Source organism: uncultured Methanobrevibacter sp., from assembly GCF_902771435.1.
Lineage (GTDB): Archaea > Methanobacteriota > Methanobacteria > Methanobacteriales > Methanobacteriaceae > Methanocatella.
The window spans coordinates 1-16,320 of sequence record NZ_CACXXB010000005.1 but is presented as its reverse complement, the minus strand read 5'-3'; the positions used below and the strand labels follow the sequence as shown (position 1 = coordinate 16,320).

Sequence of the window (16,320 nt, the reverse complement as noted above, 5' to 3'; positions counted from 1 at the left end):
GTGTTGGGCGGGAGAGGGTATTATTTCAAATAATGATAATGAGACGAATGAGATTCAACATATATATCGTAATAAGACCGATAAGCGTATTTTAAAGAAAAATCCCTGGAAGGATTATGGTTTACATTTGTCTGTACTTCTTTTGGTAATTATTGCGGAATTAATCGGACCTATTGAAATAAATCTGACAAAAGGTGTTTCAGTTTCAATAATGCCGTTGTTGTATACTATGGTTTTAGGGCTAATTTTTTATCTTGCAAAACCAATTAAATGGATTCAAAGAAAACAATCTAGAGTTGCTGAAGGAGCAATGATGCTTTTTATTGGAGTTTTGATTGCTAAACTGGCTGTTTCCAGTGGACAATCAATACATTTGATTTTTGAAATGGGTCCTGCTTTGATCTTACAGGAATTGGGTCACCTTGCCACCATATTTATAGCACTTCCTGTTGCATTGCTTTTAGGATTTAAAAGAGAGACAATCGGCATGACAAATTCTATTGGTCGTGAACCTGAAGTTGCCGTTGTTGTTGATAAATACGGGTTCAATTCTCCGGAATCAAGAGGAATTTTTGCCCTGTTTATTGTCGGAACAATAATAGGAACTGTATTCATTAGCTTTTTGACAAGCATCTGTGTTTCTGTTCTTCCTCTGCATCCGTATGCTTTTGCTATGGCCAGTGGTGTGGGCAGTGCCAGTATGAATGCGGCATCTTTAGGACCTACTCTTGCGGCATTTCCTAGTTTGGAAACAAGCATTGAAGCATTTGCAGGATTCAGTAATCTGCTTTCATTTTCTATAGGAATTTACATTGTAATTTTCATTGCTTTACCGCTAACCGAAAAATTATATGGATTTTTAGAGCCAAAAATTGGTAAAAAAGATGCCATCAATGAGCAAGGAGGTAAATAGATGGATTTTATCGATGGAGCGGAAAACGTTTCAGTTCATGGAATCTTTAACTGGATTTTGCTTTTGGCCATATTTTCGATTATCACAGTTGTTGGTAACTACATAGGCTATAAACATCCTATTGGTGATTCTCTTGTGGGCATGGCGATGTTGTCCCTCATTACATTGTGCGGGGTTTGGATGGAGAGGGAACTTCCCTTTAACATTTCCTCCATTATTTACATTAGTGTAATAGGCATAGTTTTGGCTTTTCCGAGCATGCCCACATCCAGTGTGCTGCTGCATTATGTTTCTCAAGTTGAACTTTTATCTATTGTAACCGTATTTTTAGCTTACGTCGGTATAGGTATGGGTAAAAGTTGGAATGAGTTTAAAGCCCTTGGATGGCGTGCGATAATCGTAACCGTTTTAGTTATTGCATCAACATATCTGGGATCAGCTGTTGTTGCTCATATTATTTTGGTAATGACTGGTGTTCCAGTTTAACTTTTTCTTATTTTGTGAAATAGTATTACTATATTTTTTCTATTTTTTTCACATTTAGTGTTATTTTTAAATTTGAATGATATTAATTTAAATATTATGTTTTAAGTAATTAATATTATACAAATGTAAATTCATATTGCCTGGGGAGTGGATTTTTATTCCGGATAAGGATGGTCAGATAGAGCATATTTATCGTGAAAAAACTGATAAACGTATTTTAAAGAAAAATCCTTGGAGAGATTTAAGGTTACACGGTACAGTACTTGTTTTAGTAATAATTGCTGAGCTGATAGGTACAATTAGGATTCCAATTACTAAAGATGTAGCTATCACAATTATGCCTTTGATTTACACTATTATTCTTGGTCTTGCCTTTTATCTGGTAAAACCGATTAAATGGATTCACAGAAAGCAGGCACGTATCGCTGAAGGGGCAATGATGCTTTTCATCGGTGTTTTGATTGCAAAGCTGGCTGTTTCAAGTGGCCAGTCAATAAGCTTGATTTTTGAAATGGGTCCTGCTTTGATTTTACAGGAATTGGGGCATTTGGCAACAATTTTAGTGCTTCCGATTGCATTGCTTTTAGGATTTAAAAAGGAATCCATCGGTATGACAAATTCCATTGGAAGGGAACCGAACGTTGCAGTTGTTGTCGACAAATACGGTTTCAATTCTCCAGAATCCCGTGGAGTATTTGCGATTTTCATCATCGGAACTGTAATCGGTACAATATTTATCAGCTTCCTTGTTACATTCTCTTTGTCTTTCATACCGCTACATCCATATGCATATGCTATGGCCAGTGGTGTGGGCAGTGCCAGTATGAATGCTGCAGCTATTGGACCAACCTTGGCGGCATTTCCTGGAATGGAAACACAAATCGAGGCATTCGCAGGATTCAGTAATTTGCTTTCATTCTGTGTAGGTATTTACATAGTTATATTTATTGCACTCCCATTGACAGAAAAAATATACAACTGGCTTGAACCTAAAATTGGAAGGGAAGCATTAGTGCCAGAAAAGGAGGATGAATAATGCCTGATTTAATAGACGGTTCTGAAAATGTATCCGTTCATGGTATCTTCAATTGGATTCTATTGTTGATCATATTTTCAGTCATTACCGTGATTGCCAATTATTTGGGTTATAAGCATCCTATGGCAGATTCATTGGTTGGTATGGCCATACTGTCATTTGTAACGCTTATCGGGGTATGGCTTGAAAGGGAACTTCCGTTCAACATTTCATCAATTTTATATATCAGCGTAATCGGTATTTTAATAGCGTTTCCGGGCATGCCGACATCTGAATTTGTTCTGTATTATGTTTCTAAAGTTGAACTTCTGGCTATTGTGACAGTATTTTTAGCTTATGTTGGTATTGGTATGGGTAAAAGCTGGGATGAATTTAAGGCATTAGGTTGGAGAGCAGTTGTAATAACAGTTTTGGTAATTGCAGCAACTTATTATGGTGCGGCTATTGTAGCACATATTGTTCTTGTTTTAACCGGTGTTCCGGCTGCATAAATTCTTTTTTTAAAATTCATAAGTTAACTATTTAACACTATTTTTACATATATTATAGTTAGGTGTTTTATGTTTTTAAAAAATATTTCTAAATTTATTTCAAACTATCGTTATGAACAAGCAACTGTGGAATCCATCACCACTGTAAAAGCTGCTTTTTTAGATTTTTTTGGAGTAACCTACCGGGGAGCAGATGAAGAGGCTTCAAAAATAGCTTTTAATACAGTTGAAGAAATATTTTCAGGAAACTTTAATCTAAATTTAAAAGCTTCAGTTATAGGAAGAAATCTAAAAACCAATATGCTGAGTGCCGCTTTTTTGAATGGTGTTTCAGCGCATGTTTTGGAGTTGGATGATGGTCATAGGGGGGCTCAAATCCATTTGGGATCAGTTATTTTCCCGACTGCACTGGCAATTTCTGAAAGTTTCGACTTAAGCGGAAAGGAATTTTTGGAAGGAGTTATTGTAGGTTATGAAGTGGGGATTCTTCTTGGAAAAATTGTCAATCCTGAACACAGAAACAAGGGATTTCATACAACTGGGACAATAGGAGCCTTTGTTGCAGGAACTGTAGCTTCAAAATTATTAAAACTTGATGAGGAACAAATCTTAAATGCACTTGGTTTATGCGGAACTCAATCTGCAGGACTTCTGGAATCTGACCATGGCGGAACTATGGGCAAATCCCTGCATGTGGGAAAAGCTATCTATAATGGTATGCTGTCAGCATTTCTTGCAAGGAACGGATTTACAGGCAGCGGAACAATCTTTGAAGGAAAGGAAGGATTTTTGAAAACCATGGTCTATGGTGATGATTATGATGTTGAAGATTTCTCATTTGAAAATGTCTTGAAGGAGATTGGAAAAGTGAGAGTTAGGGACATCTACTTTAAAAAGTATCCGTTTTGCAGACATATTCACTCATCTATAGACACTGCCCTGAAGCTGAAGGCGAGCATAGGTGATGAATATGACCATATTGAGAACATTGCCGTCAAGACATATGATGTTGCTGCCGAACATAATAACTTCAATCCTAAAAACATTGAGGAGTTAAGGCAGTCACTGCCGTATGCCGTTGCGATTTCCCTTGTGGTTGGTGAGGTCACTGTCGATGACATCAATCAGCTGATTGAATATGGTCTTTTGGATAACTATTCAACTGTTGATAAGGTAAACAGCATCAAAAATCTTGCAAATAGGATGATAATCCTTTCTGATGACAAGTTAAATGAACTTTACCCTGACAAAAGGCCGTCAAATGTAATTATCAAATTGGACAAGACCTTCAGAAACGGCGTATTCCAGAATATCACCATGCTTCCACGGGGTGATTTTGAAAATCCGTTTAAATTAAGTGAATTAATCGATAAATTCAAATCAAACAATCCCCTTTATGATATAAGAAATCTTACGGTAATCGATTCTATTGAAGAGTATTCTATGAAATATGTAGTTCAAAAATTAAATGAGTAGATATTATGGATAGAACAAAGGAATTTTTAAAAAAGATTGGAATTGAAGAGACTTTCAGCGATTTCAAATCCTCCAAGAGATTTGATGATGGAGGACAGTATCGTTTTGAGGTTCCCGGAATCCAGTCTCCGAATACAATGAAAACTCTTTTAATCGAATCCCGCAAGCATGATGTTTTTATTCATAGGGTTACTCAAACTAAGGGGATCATGCTTTTAAGTGATGATGAAATAATGTCGATGGTTAATCTGGCCAAGGATTATGGCTGTGAGCTGTTTTTATCAGTAGGTCCAAGGGCGACATATGATACTTCAGCAACTGTACACACGGCTGAAGGAAGCAGAATAGGCTACAGGCTTAGGGGTTATGATAATCTTGTTTATGCCATTGAAGATGTAAAAAAGGCATGCGAGCTCGGAGTTAGAGGAATTCTTTTATATGATGAGGGACTGCTTTGGACCTTGAATAAGATGAGGGCTGAAGGTGAAATTCCCAAAAATACTCATTTTAAATTATCTGCTCATGCAGGCCATTCAAATCCTGCAGCTGCAAAACTGCTTGAAGAAAATGGTCTGAATTCTTTAAATCCGGTCAGAGACCTTCAAATTCCAATGATTGCAGCCATAAGAAATGCAGTGGATATGGCAATTGACTTGCACACCGAAAATCCAAAATCCACTGGAGGATTCATCAGGCATTATGAAGTGCCGAAATTCATCGATGTTGCAGCACCGGTTTATCTAAAAACCGGAGGTTCCGTTGCGGCCAATCATAATTGGGATACAACTGAAAAAGAAGCAAAAGCTCGTATAAAGCAGGTTCTTCTTGTTAAAAGAATGATTGAAAGCTATTGTCCGGAGGCTATTGCATCTCCAAATCAGAGTAATGATTTATCAGTTCCTGAGTGATTTTATGGAGATTATAGAAGAGATTTCTAAAAGTATTATAGAGGCATCAACCACACTGACTGATGATAAATTGGTTGCACTTGAAAATGCAATTGAAATTGAGGATAATGAGAATGCACGTTGGGCGCTCTCACAAATCCTGGAAAACTATAAGGTTGCTGAGAAAACCAGATTTCCCCTATGTGATGATACTGGAATTCCACATGTAATCATTGAAGCGGGCTGTGAAAGGGAAATTACTGGAGACTTATTGAATCAGATTCATGAAGGAATAGCTTTAGGTTTGAATAATCTTCCGGCAAGGCCAATGGCAGTCAAAGGCAATGAAATCCAGAGAATAGAACAAAGCATTGGACTATATGAAAAACCGGGAATGCTCAAGCCGGCTTCCATTTTGATTGATTGTGCAAATGACGAATCCACATATAAAAGGGAAATATCTCCCGATACTTTGAATCTCCACTTCATCCTTGAAGGCGGAGGTCCTGAAATCAGAGCAAAAACATATAGGGTTTACCATAAGAGGTCTTTTAAAAATGTCATCGATACCGCAATCGATTGGCTGAGCGATTCTCTTAATATGCTTGGATGCACTCCATCCATTCCGTCAATAGGGATTGGAAGAACACACTATGAAGCCAATGCGTTACTTTTAAAATCAGTTGCATACGGAAATTTGACAAATCAAAGCGACACTGAAATATATGTAAATTCAAGATTGAATGATACTGGAATCGGACCGTTAGGCTTCGGCGGAAAAACTACAGTTCTGGGATCTTATGTTAATGTAGGTAATCAAAGGGCAAGCGGTGTCAGGATAGTTGCGGTAAGGCCATCATGTTTTGTTGAACCAAGAGTAGCAACATTAAAATTATAAATTGAACATATTAGAAATTAACAATTAAAAAGGTACATGAAAATGCAAGAAAATAATTTTAGAGTTAATCCTCATTCTTTAAAAACAGCCATTTCCCGCGTAGAGGAAGATAAAATAGTAACTATGGGTTATAACCAAAGGGATTTAATCGAAAAAATCCGTTATAGTGATATGGTTTATTTGCTCATGAAAGGAAGATTGCCGTCTCCCAAAGAGGGGAAAATATTCAATCATGTTCTTGTTTCATTCTGTGATCATGGTGTGACTCCTCCAAGCACTCAAACTGCAAGGCTTGTTGCTTCATCAGGTTCCCCAATGAATTCCGCTGTGGCTGGAGCGTTATTGTCTTTTGGCCATAAGCATGCAGGCGCAATCGAAAAGACTATGCAGTTATATCAGTCTAGGATAAATTCAATATACCGTACAGGAGATTCAGGCCTTGACAATAAGCAGATTGCAAGTCTGGCCATTGATATTTATAACGAATTCATCAACGATAAAAAAATTCCTGGCTTTGGACACAGATACCATAAAGTTGACCCAAGGGCGGATAAGCTGATGGAGCTTGTAATAAAGGAAGGTTTTATCGGACCCCATATCAAGTTGGCATTGGCCCTTGAAGACTTGATTTATCAAAAAAAGGATATCCGGTTAAATGTGGATGGTGCAAATGCAGCTATCTTGTCTGATTTGGGATTCACTCCAGACTTGGGTTTGGGCGTATTCATAATAGGCAGGGTTCCGGGAATTATTGCCCATATCCATGAGGAAAATATGGAGGAAGAGGAATTCAGACGTTTTTGTGACCTTGATGACATAATCTATGAAGGAGGAAGATATGATGGAATTCATTGATGTTATAACTGAAAGATATAGTGTAAGAGGATATTTGGATAAGGAAGTTGAAAAGGAAAAGCTGGATTATGTTTTAAAGGCTGCCACATTGGCTCCGACAGGTGTAAATTACCAGCCATTCAAAGTTTATGTAATTGACACTAAAAAACATAAGGAAGAGTTGTCTAAAATATATGGGGCAAGATGGTTTGTAGAGGCACCTATCGTATTGTGTGTAGTGGCACTCAGGGATAAGGCATGGACAAGACCTTGGGACGGTAAAAATATAGCAGACATTGATGCAACAATTGTAATGGATCATATGATTTTAGCTGCACAGGATGTGGGTCTTGGAACCTGTTACATAGGAGCATTTAAAAAATATGAAGCTCATAAATTCCTGAACTTGGATGAAAACGAAGAACCTGTACTGTTCACTCCATTAGGATACGGCAATGCCGAACCTCGTGAAACTCCAAGAAAAGAATTCGATGAATTTGTAGTTTACATTGATTAAAAATGAAGTTATTTATCTTGCCTGCAGACAGTTCTAATGAAATGAACAGGATTTCAGAGGAATTGTTGCAGAAAAAATTTAAGATAATGGATCAGGAAGAAAATTTTATCCTGATGATAAAAAGAAGATATGGGAATATACTGATTCAGGTAGTTTGCCTATTGGTGGCTTTAACCTTTTTCTGGCCACTAATAATTGTTAATTTAGTGTATTTTACATATTCTTACTTATGGGCATCCCCTCATGTGTTGATAACCACAGAAAAGGTTTCAGAGGAAGGGGATCCTCTTGAATTCAGCAATATGGATGAAGTGTTGAACAAGGCTAATGCTATCTTATGATTTCATCAACACTATACTCCTCTATTTTTCGAATTATTAATGGATTTTTTGAGTTGACGTATTCTGACTCTTCACCTATTTTTGCATTGATGAATACTGCATCAACAGTTTCCTCACTGAATAGCGCTTCAATATCTGATACGAAATCCTGATAATCCGCCTGGACTTTTTCGTCACTGAATCCTAAACGGGGAATCTCTTCTGTCCAAATGTCTTCTCCTGGAGAGAATTTTTCATCACAAATTTTGCCGTCTTTTATCTCACTGTCCAGTGTTAGTGAGAAATTTTCATTAAGTATTATCCAAACTGCACGGTCCATGTATATCATTTGGAGTATAATGGTATAAATATTATAAAGTAAATATTAAGATTAGTGTTATTATGGCAAATGTAAAAATGTTTAAATTATTGGGAGTAATGTTGGCATTGATGTTAATTGTTTGGGCAGTTTCTCCATTTGTTACTCACAAGCCAATCACTACAGAAGTTATAGCTACTGCAATCATACTTATTCTGATAGCTGTTGCTTATTTGATAATACTGTATAATCCCAGCTGGACTAAAGCGGTATTTTTCTTTGAGGGTATTGTCATTGGTGTAAGTGGGTATATGTTGCTTGACTATCCCTACAGTGTAGAATTTGTAATTGTAGGTTTAATCATCATAATAATTGCAGTCCTTGCTTATTTACAAAAATTACCTCCTAAAATCTTGAAATGGTTCTATAGATAATTTAATTATCTTTTATTTATTTTTTTTAATCATTTTTTTATCTAAATTTTATTTTTTGAATACTTTTTTTTATTTAAATTTAAATTTCAGCTATTTTTACTCATATTAAATAGTAAAAGATATATATATTGCTCAACAAAAATAAATACACCATGGTGATTAATTATGGCAGAGATATCAGACGCAATCGCAATGATAAAAAAAGCTGAATCTGATGCTGAACAACTTATTGTTGATTCACAGGCACAATCAAAAGATTTGGTTGCTGAATCTAGATTAAAAGCTGAAGAAATAATTTCCGAAGCTAAAATCGCAGCTGAAGAAGAAGCTAAAAATACTGTTTTTGATGCAGAAGATAAGGCTAAAAAAGAAGCACAAACAATTGCTGAGCAGTCTAAAGGGGAAGTCTGCTTCAATTATTGTCAAAAATATTTTGTAGTGTGAGATTATATGTTCAAGACAGCTAGAATGCGTAAAATTAGAATTGTTACACTGGAAAAGTATGTAACTCCTACAGTGGATGCTCTCCACGAATCAGGACTCGTACAAGTCAGTGATATTTCTGAAAGCATTCAGCAAGATCCTGAATTAGCGGAATTAGTAGCTCCTGCAAAGGCTACTCCTTACACAGGTAAATTATCTTCACTTCTCATGAAAACAAATGGTATATCTGAACTATTGGGAGATTCTTTATCAGAAGGCCATGGGTTAAAAGATACTTTAATGTCTTTTATTAGTCCAGACATGCCTGTTCAAAAAGAAGTAGAGGCTTTAGATACCGAGGCTTTCATTGAAAAAGCTGAAGATACTTTAGCTCAAGTAGAGAGTAAAACAACTGTTATTGAAGGAAAACTAGCCGCACTCGACGCTGAAACAAGTGAACTCAAGTCTAATAAAAGTTTGGCTAATCGCTTATCTAATTTTGACATGGATTTAGCTCTTTTAAAAGATTCCAAGTACACTTCTACTACTGTTGGTAGGATTAACGCTGAATCTGCTTCAGAAATCAAAAATGAATTAAGTAACTTGACAGATGAATTAGAAGTATTTACTGTTCCTATGGATGATAAGGAAGGAGAAATTATCACTGTAGTAACATTAAAAGAATTTAGTGATGATGTTTATTCAACACTTCGTAAATTCGACTTTGAGAAAATTGAAATAGGCGATGTTGAAGGTACTCCTCAGCACATTATTTCAAAAGCTGATTCCAGATTGTTAACCATTGAATCTGAACGTGATTCCGTTAAAAAGGAATTAAGAGCAGTTGCAGAACAATGGGACGATGAGATTTTGGCTCTCAAAGAACAGTTAGAAAATGAAAAAGAAAAGAACGAAATCCTTTCATCATTTGTTCAAACCAATGATGCTTATGTTTTAGAAGCATGGGTGCCTGTTAAGGACACTGAAAAAGTTGAACAATTGGTTGAAAAAAGTTCCGACGGACATTGTGCCTTTGAAACAATAGAGGTTGAAGGTACAGATGATGAAGATGTTCCGGTTTTACAACAAAATGGATGGTATTCAAAACCTTTCGAATATCTCGTAGATATGTACTCTCCAGTACGTTATAATGCGATGGACCCAACAATATTTGTTGCAATTACTTTCCCATTCTTCTTCGGTTTCTGTTTAACCGATGCAATTTATGGTTTAGTTGTATCATTGATTGGTGTTGTATTGTTGAAAGGTCTTGGAAAAGTTAAAGAATCAATGCATTCATTTGGTTGGATCCTTATTTGGTCCGGTTTATGGGCATTCATACTGGGTATGATTACCAATGGTTTTATTGGGGACTTCCCGGAAAGAATAGCTGGTTTCCGTTTGCCAACCGTATTCGGACCTGTTGAAGCATTTAAAAATCCTCAAAACATTTTAATAATCGCTATTGCTATCGGTTTATTATATGTAAATATCGGATTTGTATTAGGTGCTATTAACAACTTCAGATACGGAAGGGTTAAAGAGGCTATTGGATCTCAACTTTGTTGGTTTGTATTTGAAGCCGGTATTGCCTTAATTGCATTAGGATACGTCATGCCTGCAATAGGTATGATTGGAATGGCATTAGGTGGAGTATTAGTTCTTATCACTATTGGATTGTTAATTTGGGCTAACGGTGCTTATGGTGTAATGGATATCTTCGGATTTATGGGAGATGTTTTATCCTTTGCTCGTCTTTTAGCATTATGTTTAGCTACCGGTGGTATTGCTATGACTGTAAACATTTTAGCAGTTATGGTTAATGGTATGGTTCCAGCTGTTGGAATTATTCTTGCAATCATCGTATTCATTGGTGGTCATATTGCAAACTTCGCTTTCCAAGTATTAGGTGCATTTATTAACGCTTTACGTCTTAACTATGTAGAGTTCTTCGCTCAATTCTTTGAAGAAGGTAAAGGCAAGTTCGAAGCTTTCAAAGCAAAAAGGACATTTACAAAACTTAAAAATTAAAAATTTTTCATTTATATCTTAAATTAAATTTAAAAATCGATATTATTTCAAAGGTGATTAAATATGGCAGATATTGCTTTAGGTACTGCTTTAGCAGCTATTGGTGCTGGAGTAGCAATTGGATTTGCTGGATTAGGTTCCGGTTTAGGACAAGGTATGGCAGCTGCTGGATCTGTAGGTGCAGTTGCAGAAGATAACGATATGTTTGCAAGGGGTATTATTTTCTCCGCATTACCAGAAACTCAGGCTATTTACGGGTTCTTGGTTGCAATCTTATTATTAGTATTCTCAGGTTTATTAGGTGGAGGAAAAGGCTTACCTACCGAAGCTGGTATTGTAGCTATTGGTGTAGGTGCAGCTATTGGATTCGCTGGTTTAGGTTCCGGTATGGGACAAGGTATGGCAGCAGCATCCTCTGTCGGTGCTATCGTAGAAGACAATGATATGTTTGCTCGTGGTATTATCTTCTCTGCATTACCAGAGACACAAGCTATTTACGGTTTCTTGATTGCTATTTTACTTATGGTATTCGGTGGAATCTTAGCTTAAGGAGGCAATTTATATGAGCTCAGGCACAGATAAAATTGTTTCAAGCATTATGTCTGAAGCCCAAGAGAAAGCTGATGTAATCATTCAAGATGCAAACGCAAATGTTTCAGAAATTACTGCAAAAGCTGAAAAAACAGCAGAAGCGGAAAAAATTAAAATTTTAGAAAATGGTAAAAAACAATCTGATATGAGATATCAGCAAATTATCTCTGAAGCTAAGATGAATGCTCGTAGAGCAAAATTAGGCGCTAAAGAAGAAGTAATCGAAGCGGCTTTCAATCAAGCAACTGGAGAATTAAAAGCAAAAGCAGCTGATAATGATGATGAATATAAAGATTCATTAAGCAAAATGATTAAAGAGGCTGCTGATGAAATTGGTTCTAATGATTTAATTATCCATTTAAACGAAGCCGATACAAATAGTTTCAAACAAGATTTACCTTCAGGCGACAGTTTTGAAATAGATGGTATTAAGTTTACATTAGGTGAACCTATCAAAGCTATTGGTGGGGCCATCTTAAAAACTAGTAATGGAGATATTGAAGTAAATAATACTATAGAAGCTAGATTAGAAAGATATAAAAGTATCTTACGTAGTGAAGTTGCTGAAGTTTTATTTAAATAATTAGGAGGATAAATATATGGCAGATGAAATTGCTACCTTAATAAGTTCTGTAGGACTTACATCAGAAACATTTCTTGTTTTCTGTATCCTAGCAATACTTGTTGTAGGTGCAGTAGTTGTAATCATTACATCTAGACCAATTTTGGACATTTATCCTTATCTTAACCCAAGTTCAAGAGTAAGAGCTAGAAAAGGAAGATTATTTGATGAGAAACAGATTTCTGAAATCGTTGAAACTAACAACATTGAAGAAGTTGAAAACTATCTCAGAGGCATTCCTGAATATGCTGATGTTTTAGATGAGTATCCTCTTGACAAAGCATTGGACGTTGAACGTGCAAACACTTATGACTTTGTTGCAAGATTAGCTCCTAAAGACATTAAAGATCCATTTGTTGTAATGTCTAAAAAAGCAGACATTGACAATATCAAAAGTCTCTTGACAGCTAAAGAAGTAGGTCTTTCAGCTGATGAAACAAAAGACTTATTGATTCCTTGCGGATCATTATATGATGATTTAGAATCTTTAGCCGAAGCTGATAATGTAACTGACATTGTCACAAGTTTGGATGGTACCGAATACGCTGCAGCTTTAGAAGATGCTCTTCCACAATATGAAGATACTAAAATGATTCTTCCATTAGAATCTGCTTTAGATAAATATTATTTGGGCAAATTATTACGTTCTACAGATGTTCCATCTGATGAAAATAAACAGATTTTATATTCTTATGTTGGAACTCAAGTTGATGTAGCTAATCTTAAACTAATTATAAGGGCAAAAGAAGATGGCCTTGATTATGATGCAATCGCTCCTTATATATTAGAAGAAGGATACCAATTACGTGAATGGAAACTTAAAGATTTAATGGAATCCCCTGATGTTACTAACGTAGTATCCGGATTGGAAGGAACAAAATATGCCGAAGCATTAACAGATGCAATGCCTGTATACAATGAAACAGGTTCAGTTGCAGTATTTGAAAAGGCATTGGACACTTACACTTCCGACTATTCAAAATCTAAAAAGAAAATGAAATTAAAAATTTAAAAATTATTGCAAGAGCAAAAAGAGAAGCAGACTTCCCTAATTCTAAAATCATGGAGATGTTAATATGAGTTCAGTAGCAGTTATTGGTGATATTGACACCGTTTCAGGATTTAGATTAGGCGGTGTCAAAAAAGCAGAAGTGGTTAATACTTCTGAAGAAGCAATCGCAGCTTTTGATAAATTTTTAGATGAAGAGATTTCAATTATTATCATTACTCAGTTAATGGCGAATGAAATTAGAGAACATATTAACAGAACAATCGGTTCTGACGTTTTACCTATGATAATTGAAATACCAGATAAAGATGGGTCCTCTGGAGGATCATCTGATCAAATAAATGACCTTATTAAACGAGTTATCGGGGTAGAGATGGTTAAATGATTATTGAAGGAAATATTATTAAGATTGCTGGGCCTGTTATTGTCGCAGATGGTATGAGAGGGGCTCAGATGCTTGAGATGGTTAGGGTAGGTGATGAAAAGCTCATCGGTGAGATCATTGAGCTTGAAGGTGACACCGCAACTATCCAAGTATATGAAGAAACAGCCGGTATCCAACCGGGTGAAGTAGTTGAATGTACTGGTGGAGCATTGTCAGTAGAACTTGGTCCAGGTATTATGAGTTCCATTTACGATGGTATTCAAAGACCTTTAAGAATCATCAGAGAAGAATCCGGTGATTTTATTGCAAGAGGTATTGATGTAGATTCCATTAACAAAGAGAAAAAATGGGCTTTCAAACCTGTGGCAAAAGTTGGAGATGTCTTACAAGCTGGAGACGTACTCGGTGAAGTACAGGAAACCACTGCAGTTTTACACAAAATCATGGTTCCTCCTTCCGTTGAAGGTGAAGTAACCGAAATTGCAGCTGAAGGCGAATACACAGTATTGGAAGACATTGCTGAAGTTGGCGGACAAAAAATCCAAATGCTCCAAAAATGGCCTGTAAAAAGAAGCCGTCCATATGTAAGAAAATTAGACCCTGATATACCTTTAGTAACTGGTCAAAGAGCACAAGACACTTTCTTCTCTGTAGCTAAAGGTGGGGCAGCAGCTATTCCAGGTCCTTTCGGATCAGGTAAAACTGTTACACAACAACAATTAGCTAAATGGGCAGACGCAGACATCGTTGTATACATCGGATGTGGAGAACGTGGTAACGAAATGACAGAAGTACTTACCGAATTCCCATTCCTTGACGACCCTAAAACAGGTAACCCATTGATGGACAGAACTGTTCTTATTGCAAACACTTCCAACATGCCGGTAGCAGCTCGTGAAGCATGTGTATATACCGGAATTACTATTGCTGAATACTACCGTGACCAAGGTTACGACGTAGCGCTCATGGCAGACTCAACCTCAAGATGGGCTGAAGCTATGAGGGAGATTTCAGGTAGGCTGGAAGAAATGCCTGGGGAAGAAGGTTACCCTGCATACTTAGCATCCAGATTAGCTCAATTCTACGAAAGAGCTGGAAGGGTTGAAACCATTGGTTCAGAACCACACATTGCATCCATTTCTGTAGTTGGTGCTGTATCTCCTCCTGGTGGGGACTTATCCGAACCTGTTACACAAAACACCTTACGTATCTGTAAAGTGTTCTGGGCGTTAGATGCATCCCTTGCGGATAAACGTCACTTCCCTTCAATCGACTGGCTACAAAGTTATTCATTATATGTTGACAGTATATGAGCTTATTACAAAAAGAATCTGAGTTACAAGAAATTGTACAATTAGTCGGTCCTGATGCATTACCTGAAACTGACCAAGCTACTTTAGAAACTACTCGTATGTTAAGAGAAGACTTCTTGCAACAAAATGCATTTGATGATGTAGATACATACTGTGCTCCTGATAAACAGTACAAAATGTTAAAAACAATCCTTTTATTCTACAAAGAATCTCTTGCAGCAGTTAACAGAGGTGCTCCAATCGCAAATATTGTAGCTTTACCTGTTAAAGAAGAAATCGGTAAAATGAAATACATACCACAAGATGAATTTGATGCAAAAATTGCAGAAATTCAATCAGCAATTACTAAACAATGCAGTGAGGCTTAAAAATGAATACAAATATTAAAACTAGAGAATATACTACTGTATCTGAAGTCTCCGGTCCTTTAATGGTTGTTGAAGGAGTAGAAGGCGTTGGTTACAATGAAATTGTAGATATTGAAACACCTACCGGTGAAAAAAGAAGTGGACAAGTTCTTGAAGTAACTAAAGATGTTGCTGTTATTCAAGTTTTCGAAGGAACTAATGATTTAAACACTAAAGATACCAAAACAAGATTCACTGGTCAAACCGCAAAAATCGGTGTATCTAGAGACATGGTAGGACGTATCTTTAACGGTATCGGTAAACCTATTGACGGTGGACCTGAAATCATCCCTGATGAAGAATTGGATATTAACGGGGCTCCTATGAACCCTGCTTCTCGTGAATTCCCAGAAGAATTTATTCAAACTGGTATCTCTACCATTGACGGAATGAACACATTAGTAAGAGGACAAAAACTTCCTATTTTCTCAGGATCTGGTTTACCTCACAACGATTTGGCTGTACAGATTGCGAGACAAGCTAAAGTATTAGGAGCTGACGATGAATTTGCAGTAATTTTCGCAGCTATGGGTATTACAAACGAAGAAGCAAACTTCTTTATGAGAGACTTCGAACGTACCGGAGCATTAGAAAAATTAACAGTATTCATGAACTTAGCAGACGACCCTGCTATTGAAAGAATCTTAACTCCAAAAATGGCTTTGACTACTGCTGAATATTATGCATTCACTTTAGGTATGCAAGTATTGGTTATCTTAACAGATATGACCAACTACTGTGAAGCTTTAAGGGAAATTTCTGCAGCTAGGGAAGAAGTACCTGGAAGAAGAGGATACCCTGGTTACATGTACACTGACCTCGCTGGTATCTATGAAAGAGCAGGACGTATTGATGGTAAAGAAGGTTCCATTACTCAAATGCCTATCTTAGTTATGCCTCAAGACGATATTACTCACCCAATTCCTGA

General features: G+C 36.6%; 18 protein-coding genes and 2 pseudogenes. 19 read left to right on the top strand and 1 reads right to left on the bottom strand.

The genetic code is table 11. The annotated features are described in order from the left end of the window. Positions 1-19: 19 nt before the first annotated feature. The 10 genes from QZU83_RS02150 to QZU83_RS02105 all read left to right on the top strand — a co-directional run bounded on the left by QZU83_RS02150 (position 20) and on the right by QZU83_RS02105 (position 7,879). Positions 20-913, top strand: a complete 894-nt coding sequence (locus QZU83_RS02150) for a DUF3100 domain-containing protein (RefSeq protein ID WP_366925373.1) — start codon at positions 20-22, stop codon at positions 911-913. Next, on the top strand, positions 914-1,399 hold the full coding sequence (locus QZU83_RS02145) for a hypothetical protein (RefSeq protein ID WP_295609313.1): 486 nt from the start codon (positions 914-916) through the stop codon (positions 1,397-1,399). It abuts the gene before it with no gap. A 136-nt stretch (positions 1,400-1,535) separates the two neighbouring features. Beyond that, positions 1,536-2,435: a DUF3100 domain-containing protein gene (locus tag QZU83_RS02140; RefSeq protein WP_295609312.1), complete on the top strand. Its 900-nt coding sequence runs from the start codon at positions 1,536-1,538 to the stop codon at positions 2,433-2,435. Next, on the top strand, positions 2,435-2,926 hold the full coding sequence (locus QZU83_RS02135; RefSeq protein ID WP_295609311.1) for a hypothetical protein: 492 nt from the start codon (positions 2,435-2,437) through the stop codon (positions 2,924-2,926). The genes QZU83_RS02140 and QZU83_RS02135 overlap by 1 nt, the downstream gene beginning before the upstream one ends. A gap of 69 nt (positions 2,927-2,995) precedes the next feature. Then, entirely contained in the window at positions 2,996-4,402 is a 1,407-nt protein-coding gene (locus QZU83_RS02130) for an MmgE/PrpD family protein (protein ID WP_295609310.1), read from the top strand. A 5-nt stretch (positions 4,403-4,407) separates the two neighbouring features. Next, positions 4,408-5,310 carry a peptidase gene (locus QZU83_RS02125; RefSeq protein WP_295609309.1) on the top strand — a complete coding sequence of 301 codons (903 nt, stop codon included), beginning with the start codon at positions 4,408-4,410 and terminating at the stop codon, positions 5,308-5,310. Positions 5,311-5,314: 4 nt separating this feature from the next. After that, entirely contained in the window at positions 5,315-6,187 is an 873-nt protein-coding gene (locus QZU83_RS02120; RefSeq protein WP_295609308.1) for a fumarate hydratase, read from the top strand. 42 nt (positions 6,188-6,229) lie between these two features. Then, the gene (locus QZU83_RS02115; RefSeq protein WP_295609307.1) at positions 6,230-7,042 is read left to right on the top strand and encodes a citryl-CoA lyase; all 813 of its coding nucleotides are present in this window, start codon (positions 6,230-6,232) and stop codon (positions 7,040-7,042) included. Further along, on the top strand, positions 7,029-7,538 hold the full coding sequence (locus QZU83_RS02110; RefSeq protein ID WP_295609386.1) for a nitroreductase family protein: 510 nt from the start codon (positions 7,029-7,031) through the stop codon (positions 7,536-7,538). The genes QZU83_RS02115 and QZU83_RS02110 overlap by 14 nt, the downstream gene beginning before the upstream one ends. Positions 7,539-7,540: 2 nt before the next feature. Then, positions 7,541-7,879, top strand: a complete 339-nt coding sequence (locus QZU83_RS02105) for a hypothetical protein (RefSeq protein ID WP_295609306.1) — start codon at positions 7,541-7,543, stop codon at positions 7,877-7,879. Here the strand turns inward: QZU83_RS02105 and QZU83_RS02100 are convergent. Then, positions 7,869-8,198, bottom strand: coding sequence for a hypothetical protein (locus tag QZU83_RS02100; protein WP_295609305.1), 330 nt, complete (start codon positions 8,196-8,198; stop codon positions 7,869-7,871). The two genes, QZU83_RS02105 and QZU83_RS02100, sit on opposite strands and share 11 nt — an antisense overlap. Before the next feature lie 62 nt (positions 8,199-8,260). Between QZU83_RS02100 and QZU83_RS02095 the strand changes: the two genes are divergently transcribed. From QZU83_RS02095 to QZU83_RS02055, 9 genes and pseudogenes are all read left to right on the top strand, one after another. Beyond that, entirely contained in the window at positions 8,261-8,611 is a 351-nt protein-coding gene (locus QZU83_RS02095) for a hypothetical protein (protein WP_295609304.1), read from the top strand. 165 nt (positions 8,612-8,776) lie between these two features. Further along, positions 8,777-9,055, top strand: a complete 279-nt coding sequence (locus QZU83_RS02090; RefSeq protein WP_295609303.1) for a V-type ATP synthase subunit H — start codon at positions 8,777-8,779, stop codon at positions 9,053-9,055. Between the two features lie 6 nt (positions 9,056-9,061). Continuing rightward, positions 9,062-11,065 carry a V-type ATP synthase subunit I gene (locus tag QZU83_RS02085; protein WP_295609302.1) on the top strand — a complete coding sequence of 668 codons (2,004 nt, stop codon included), beginning with the start codon at positions 9,062-9,064 and terminating at the stop codon, positions 11,063-11,065. Positions 11,066-11,128: 63 nt separating this feature from the next. Then, positions 11,129-11,614, top strand: a complete 486-nt coding sequence (locus tag QZU83_RS02080) for a V-type ATP synthase subunit K (RefSeq protein WP_295609301.1) — start codon at positions 11,129-11,131, stop codon at positions 11,612-11,614. Between the two features lie 13 nt (positions 11,615-11,627). Next, positions 11,628-12,239, top strand: a complete 612-nt coding sequence (locus QZU83_RS02075) for a V-type ATP synthase subunit E (protein WP_295609300.1) — start codon at positions 11,628-11,630, stop codon at positions 12,237-12,239. Positions 12,240-12,255: 16 nt separating this feature from the next. Next, positions 12,256-13,358: pseudogene (gene ahaC, locus QZU83_RS02070) on the top strand (ATP synthase A1 subunit C). Further along, positions 13,355-13,672 (top strand): V-type ATP synthase subunit F, encoded by a 318-nt coding sequence (locus QZU83_RS02065; protein WP_295609299.1) that lies wholly within the window; start codon positions 13,355-13,357, stop codon positions 13,670-13,672. The pseudogene ahaC and the gene QZU83_RS02065 overlap by 4 nt, the downstream one beginning before the upstream one ends. Beyond that, positions 13,669-15,353, top strand: a pseudogene (locus QZU83_RS02060) (V-type ATP synthase subunit A). Before QZU83_RS02065 ends, QZU83_RS02060 begins: the two are co-directional and overlap by 4 nt. A 2-nt stretch (positions 15,354-15,355) precedes the next feature. Further along, positions 15,356-16,320: V-type ATP synthase subunit B (locus QZU83_RS02055; RefSeq protein ID WP_295609298.1), on the top strand; the 965-nt coding region annotated here is incomplete at its 3' end.

What these genes read in the sequence shown, in the direction of transcription:
- QZU83_RS02085 (WP_295609302.1), top strand. Translation starts at nt 9,062, where the DNA reads ATGTTCAAGACAGCTAGAATGCGTAAAATTAGAATTGTTACACTGGAA.
- QZU83_RS02090 (WP_295609303.1), top strand. Translation starts at nt 8,777, where the DNA reads ATGGCAGAGATATCAGACGCAATCGCAATGATAAAAAAAGCTGAATCT.
- QZU83_RS02115 (WP_295609307.1), top strand. Translation starts at nt 6,230, where the DNA reads ATGCAAGAAAATAATTTTAGAGTTAATCCTCATTCTTTAAAAACAGCC.
- QZU83_RS02080 (WP_295609301.1), top strand. Translation starts at nt 11,129, where the DNA reads ATGGCAGATATTGCTTTAGGTACTGCTTTAGCAGCTATTGGTGCTGGA.
- QZU83_RS02075 (WP_295609300.1), top strand. Translation starts at nt 11,628, where the DNA reads ATGAGCTCAGGCACAGATAAAATTGTTTCAAGCATTATGTCTGAAGCC.
- QZU83_RS02135 (WP_295609311.1), top strand. Translation starts at nt 2,435, where the DNA reads ATGCCTGATTTAATAGACGGTTCTGAAAATGTATCCGTTCATGGTATC.
- QZU83_RS02130 (WP_295609310.1), top strand. Translation starts at nt 2,996, where the DNA reads ATGTTTTTAAAAAATATTTCTAAATTTATTTCAAACTATCGTTATGAA.
- QZU83_RS02110 (WP_295609386.1), top strand. Translation starts at nt 7,029, where the DNA reads ATGGAATTCATTGATGTTATAACTGAAAGATATAGTGTAAGAGGATAT.
- QZU83_RS02125 (WP_295609309.1), top strand. Translation starts at nt 4,408, where the DNA reads ATGGATAGAACAAAGGAATTTTTAAAAAAGATTGGAATTGAAGAGACT.
- QZU83_RS02105 (WP_295609306.1), top strand. Translation starts at nt 7,541, where the DNA reads ATGAAGTTATTTATCTTGCCTGCAGACAGTTCTAATGAAATGAACAGG.
- QZU83_RS02100 (WP_295609305.1), bottom strand. Translation starts at nt 8,198, where the DNA reads ATGGACCGTGCAGTTTGGATAATACTTAATGAAAATTTCTCACTAACA.
- QZU83_RS02120 (WP_295609308.1), top strand. Translation starts at nt 5,315, where the DNA reads ATGGAGATTATAGAAGAGATTTCTAAAAGTATTATAGAGGCATCAACC.
- QZU83_RS02095 (WP_295609304.1), top strand. Translation starts at nt 8,261, where the DNA reads ATGGCAAATGTAAAAATGTTTAAATTATTGGGAGTAATGTTGGCATTG.
- QZU83_RS02065 (WP_295609299.1), top strand. Translation starts at nt 13,355, where the DNA reads ATGAGTTCAGTAGCAGTTATTGGTGATATTGACACCGTTTCAGGATTT.
- QZU83_RS02145 (WP_295609313.1), top strand. Translation starts at nt 914, where the DNA reads ATGGATTTTATCGATGGAGCGGAAAACGTTTCAGTTCATGGAATCTTT.